The organism is Spirulina sp. CS-785/01 (assembly GCF_028330525.1).
In the GTDB taxonomy this organism is placed as follows: domain Bacteria; phylum Cyanobacteriota; class Cyanobacteriia; order Cyanobacteriales; family Spirulinaceae; genus JAQMSD01.
Window position 1 is genome coordinate 1 of the sequence record NZ_JAQMSD010000179.1, and the last position, 4880, is coordinate 4880.

Consider the following 4880-nt stretch of genomic DNA (forward strand, 5'->3'; position numbering starts at 1 on the left):
GTCTATGCGTAGCCTAAGAGGTTGTGAGTCTCAGCCGCATCGTTCGCGCAGCGTCTCCGCAGGAGAAGCGGTATCGACTCACCCGCTTTCCTCCCCCACCTGTTCCGAGGTGGGGGAGTCCCGCGGCTCTTTTGTTGAACTATGCTCTCTAGTTCTGGTCTAATGTATATCCATAATACTGTAATCCCTCTTAAGAAAGAGATGAAAAATTATATCTAAGACAAAGGACAGATGTAGAGCAACCTAGGATCACGGTTTAATCCTTGATAGATAAACTGCAAAATCTTGAAAAAAGGAGCAAATATCGATGAAATTTCCCCTGAAAAAGATTCTAACTGGGTTATGTGTCCTAGTTATCTCCTTATTCGGCCTTTTCGGTGGACGAGGAGCAATACAACCCCCAATGGCTCACGCAGAAATCACCCAAATGGAGGAATCGGCGGAGCAAATGGTGTATCAATCCCGCCATAAATTAAAGGATCAATATCAAGATACTTGGCAAGTCATAGCCTTTAAACGTATTACAGAAGATGGCGCAAAAGATTTAAAATTGCGTCTATCTGGTTTCCCCGGAACGGCAAATATTTTACACAATCATCCGTTAATTATTCAAACCCCCGAAGGCGATTATTTTCAGGCGGAAGATATTTCTGAAGAAGCCTTTACAGAAGGCCGTGATCCCCAAGGAAATATTGGTCAATATGCACTAAGTTCTGTCATTGATGAGTTACCCACTAAAGTTGAATTAGTGCTTTCCTTACCGACAGAAGACGAGAACGAGATTAAATTAGCAATTTCTCCCGTGTACATCCAAGAGTGGAAAGAATTAGCAACTAAAGAGTAAGTAAAATAATGCAAACAGTTCGTAGTAAGGGCTTCAGCCCTTCCCCTAAACCATTAATAATTCTCCTAAGTAGCCTTCTCGCGTTCCTCCTCTCCACTACCCCCACAGTGGCGGCAGAATTAGGCAATAGTCTCTCCATGCCTGCCGTTGATCAAGCTACCTCTAGCTCTCCAGTTCCAGAGTTTTTAAAAAACATCCCTCAAGGGTTTTATACAACGTTTAAAACAGACAAAATTAAGGCACAAATCAAAGAGGAGGATGCCGTTTTAATTGATGTGCGTCAACCCTCAGAATACGAATCAGGACACATTCCAGAAGCCCTGAATATTCCCTTACGGCAGTTAGCTGAGAATTTAGATAAAATCCCTAAAGATCGACCTGTCATTGTCTATTGTTCCACGGGATATCGAACCGGAATGGGGGTGATGGCATTACAGTTGTTAGGTTATGACAATGTAAGCGGATTTCCCCCTAGTTTTCAAGGGTGGAAAGAGTCTGGAGAAAAGGTAGAGTAATCTGATCTTTTAGGCGACAACGGTAACGTTGTGTAGAACTGATTCTTGAAACCGAGGATTTAGTTGAGTTGGGTGGGGAGAATCTGAACCCACCCGACGCTTACCATAAAGTGGGTTAAAATGCAACTAGAACTTGGGGTTATTTGACGCGATCGCACCCATACTTATCCCGAATAAACTGATTAAAATACTGCCCAAGCGAAGGCGCATTTTTTAACTCATTATACACCGACTCCGGGACATCATTATAATAGTACACACTGCCATTATTGAACTCAATGTTCAATATTTTTTTTTCCGCATCATAATCAACGGACTGGGCAACCGCACTACTACTTTTGAGTAACGGGAACGCAATCACATCCCGAATACTAGGCGAATTCGTTAACAACATCACTAAACGATCAATGCCAATCCCTAACCCCCCAGTCGGAGGCATTCCATACTCTAATGCGGCCAAGAAATCTTCATCAACTCCCTGCGCTTCTAAATCTCCCGCCGCTTTTTTGGCCGCTTGTAATTCTAACCGTTCCCGTTGATCAATGGGATCAGTTAACTCCGAGAAACTATTAGCCGTTTCTCGTCCCACAATAAACAACTCAAACCTTTCCACCAAACCCGGTTTAGAGCGATGGGGTTTTGTCAGAGGAGAAATTTCTTTGGGATAATCTAAAATAAACGTAGGTTGAATGAGCGTATCTTCCACTTTTTGCTCAAAGGTTTCATTGAGCAATTGACCCAACGTTTTACAGTCTTGAGGCACACCAATTTCCGCTTGCTCTGCGGCTTTTTTGCCCTCCTCAAATGTCCCAAAGTTATTAAAATCTAACCCCGTCACTTCTTGAACAATCTCGTGCATTGTCACCCGTCGCCAAGGTGGAGTTAGATCAATTTCTTGCTCTTGATAGATTAATTTTAATGTACCTAAAACATCCTGTGCCGCAGTGGCGATCAGATTCTCCGTCAACTCCATCATATCGGAATAATCCGCATAGGCTTGATAGATTTCGATGGAAGTAAATTCGGGGTTATGCTTCGTAGAAACCCCTTCATTCCGGAAAATGCGCCCCAATTCAAACACCTTCTCAAACCCACCCACAATTAACCGTTTCAGATGTAATTCTGTGGCAATTCGCAGGTATAATTCCATCTGCAAGGTGTTGTGATAGGTCACAAAAGGCCGCGCATCTGCTCCCCCTGCTTCCCCTTGCAAAACGGGAGTTTCAATTTCGATAAAATCTTGTTCATCTAAAGAACGACGAATGGAGGCGGTAATTTTTGCGCGACGACGGAAGGTTTCTCGCACATCTGGATTGACAATTAAATCCACATAACGCTGACGATAACGTTTTTCTGTGTCGGTCAAACCATGCCATTTGTCGGGAAGGGGTAGTAAAGATTTAGTGAGAATCGCATATTCACTCACATAAACCGATAATTCTCCTTTTTCCGTGCGTTTAATTGTCCCTTTTGCGCCTAAAATATCCCCCACATCAGTATATTTTTTTAGGATATTAAAGGCACTAGATAAATCTGGCATTTGCGATTGAATGCGCTTTTTATCCAAGTACAGTTGAATTGTTCCGCTTTCATCTTGAAGATTAAAAAAGGCCAGTTTTCCGAAGACGCGACGGGCAATAATTCGACCTGCAATTTTAACTTCAGTCTCAACTTCCTCTCCTGGTTCTAAATCCGCATATTTTTCTTGTAATTCTGCGGCCTGATGGGTTAATTCCCATTTATAAGCGTAGGGGGTCAATCCCTCTTGTTTTAACTGGTCAACTTTCTCTAGTCGTGTAGCGCGAATTTCTTCTAATGTTGAGGTATTTTGAGCGTTGTTTTTTGCTTTCGCTTTGTTTTGGGATTGATCAGCAGCCATGATGAGCAATGTTAAGAGTTGTTACGCTGAAAAAGTTACTTTGCTTTTTTGCCCTCTCATTATAGCATAAAAAGTTAAATTTTACAGAGCTAATTTAGTTAATTTAACTGTAAGTATTCAGCTATCAGCTATTAGCCGCGACTCTTAAAACTAACATTCCTTTGGCGAAGTCTCTCAAACAGGAGAAAGGAGGTATAATAAGTGAGAGACTTGTTGAGAATTGAAAGTGTGGAGAAAAGCCTACGACTCTTACCTTTATGGGTTGAAATAAATGTTTACCGCTTTCATTCAAAAGCTGAATCCTGAATGCTTACCTTTAACTTTGTTTATCTCAATAGAGTCAAGAATATTTAAACCGCCCATCCTAATTCTCTAATGTGGTTAAAATTTATAGCAGCAATTCCAGAATTGTTTAAATAACTCCAAAGTTTGAGATCATCCGTTAGCACCAAATATTGATTACGAGATATTTCAACAATTCCAGAGTCTGTTAACCCAAAGGTTGTAAACTTAGGATGGGTAACGACTTGAGAACTAGGGAGATAAATTTCCTCAAGATTTTCGGTAGCTTTGGCTAAGATTAATAAAGATTGAGAACGCTCTGGTTCTCGTAATTTATTAAGAAAGCTATTGACTTCAGTTAAAATATTAGCCGTAGTAACGATTTTTTGAAAATAGTCAATAATTGGTAATAAAAGCTCATAGTCTTGAAGATTAAAGCAGTCAGTCGGAGAGAATTTTTCAATTCGCTTGGGGTTCACTGTTCCCACAACCCAGAGAAGTAAGATATTTGTATCAATTACAATTCCTTGGTTACGATACTCCACTAATAAAGAGCTAATGTAATTGCTCATATTTCTCGGATTTTTATAGATTCCACTTCTCCAGTGTCCGCATCAATTTTTACTACTTTATATTCTCGTTTTTTAGTTTTTTTATTTAAAGTTTCTGATAAAGTTTCTGATGACTTCAACAAAGAATTAAGAGAATTATAAGGAGTTTGATGAGGGCGATCATATCCTAACGTAATTAACCAATATTGTCGATCTTCTGTTTTCTCAACTTCTTCTAATCGCAGATCACTGATATCCTCTCCGATTTCTGGTTGAATACTAAAAAAATACTGTTTAGCGACTTGAACAGCAGTTTGAACATTGGATATTGTCATCTTTGATGTTTCCTCTGATTCTCTAATTCAATTATAAAGCAAAATTGCGGTTTTGGGAACTCTCTTGAAAGTAAATTTCCTTGGGCAAAAAAACTGTAATTTCGGTGTATTCTTGGGGAGTAGAATTGACTGTAACTTCCCCTTGATGGAGGGAAACAATAGTTTCGTGGGCTAGGGATAAACCCAGTCCTGTCCCCTCTCCTGTGGGTTTTGTGGTGAAAAAAGGTGTAAATATTTTATCAATATTTTCCGAGGGAATTCCATTCCCATTATCCCGAATTGAAATTTGTACTTTATCTTGTAACCCTTTACTCATTAAACTGATTTTAGGACTATAGCATTTTCAAACGAGATATGAAAACACATCGTAGTTTTTAAGATGAGGCAAGGTAAACAGTTTGTAATCTATAAAAAGAGTGAATAGCCGTTTCATAGTATTAAAGTTTTTACAGAAACGACAACATCTTCTCAGTA

General features: G+C 39.8%; 6 protein-coding genes. 2 read left to right on the plus strand and 4 right to left on the minus strand.

All coding sequences use genetic code 11. The features are described 5' to 3' along the window. The first annotated feature begins 403 nt into the window (after positions 1-403). Both PN462_RS11790 and PN462_RS11795 read left to right on the plus strand, forming a co-directional pair. On the plus strand, positions 404-844 hold the full coding sequence (locus tag PN462_RS11790) for a DUF3122 domain-containing protein (protein WP_272128431.1): 441 nt from the start codon (positions 404-406) through the stop codon (positions 842-844). Between the two features lie 8 nt (positions 845-852). Further along, a complete protein-coding gene (locus PN462_RS11795; protein WP_272128433.1) occupies positions 853-1359 on the plus strand; it encodes a rhodanese-like domain-containing protein in 507 nt (168 codons plus the stop codon). Positions 1360-1498: 139 nt separating this feature from the next. On the opposite strand, the gene lysS is transcribed toward PN462_RS11795, so the two are convergent. From lysS to PN462_RS11815, 4 genes are all read right to left on the minus strand, one after another. Further along, complete coding sequence (gene lysS / locus PN462_RS11800; RefSeq protein ID WP_272128434.1) at positions 1499-3238, minus strand: lysine--tRNA ligase; 1740 nt, start codon at positions 3236-3238, stop codon at positions 1499-1501. A 350-nt stretch (positions 3239-3588) separates the two neighbouring features. Next, the gene (locus PN462_RS11805) at positions 3589-4092 is read right to left on the minus strand and encodes a PIN domain-containing protein (protein WP_272128435.1); all 504 of its coding nucleotides are present in this window, start codon (positions 4090-4092) and stop codon (positions 3589-3591) included. After that, on the minus strand, positions 4089-4406 hold the full coding sequence (locus tag PN462_RS11810) for a hypothetical protein (RefSeq protein ID WP_272128436.1): 318 nt from the start codon (positions 4404-4406) through the stop codon (positions 4089-4091). Before PN462_RS11810 ends, PN462_RS11805 begins: the two co-directional genes overlap by 4 nt. Before the next feature lie 31 nt (positions 4407-4437). Then, a complete protein-coding gene (locus tag PN462_RS11815) occupies positions 4438-4722 on the minus strand; it encodes a sensor histidine kinase (protein ID WP_272128437.1) in 285 nt (94 codons plus the stop codon). Between the last annotated feature and the right edge of the window lie 158 nt (positions 4723-4880).

Excerpts from the sequence above, each read along its gene's own strand:
- PN462_RS11810 (WP_272128436.1), bottom strand. The coding sequence starts at position 4,406 with ATGACAATATCCAATGTTCAAACTGCTGTTCAAGTCGCTAAACAGTAT.
- PN462_RS11790 (WP_272128431.1), top strand. The coding sequence starts at position 404 with ATGGCTCACGCAGAAATCACCCAAATGGAGGAATCGGCGGAGCAAATG.
- PN462_RS11795 (WP_272128433.1), top strand. The coding sequence starts at position 853 with ATGCAAACAGTTCGTAGTAAGGGCTTCAGCCCTTCCCCTAAACCATTA.
- lysS (WP_272128434.1), bottom strand. The coding sequence starts at position 3,238 with ATGGCTGCTGATCAATCCCAAAACAAAGCGAAAGCAAAAAACAACGCT.
- PN462_RS11815 (WP_272128437.1), bottom strand. The coding sequence starts at position 4,722 with ATGAGTAAAGGGTTACAAGATAAAGTACAAATTTCAATTCGGGATAAT.
- PN462_RS11805 (WP_272128435.1), bottom strand. The coding sequence starts at position 4,092 with ATGAGCAATTACATTAGCTCTTTATTAGTGGAGTATCGTAACCAAGGA.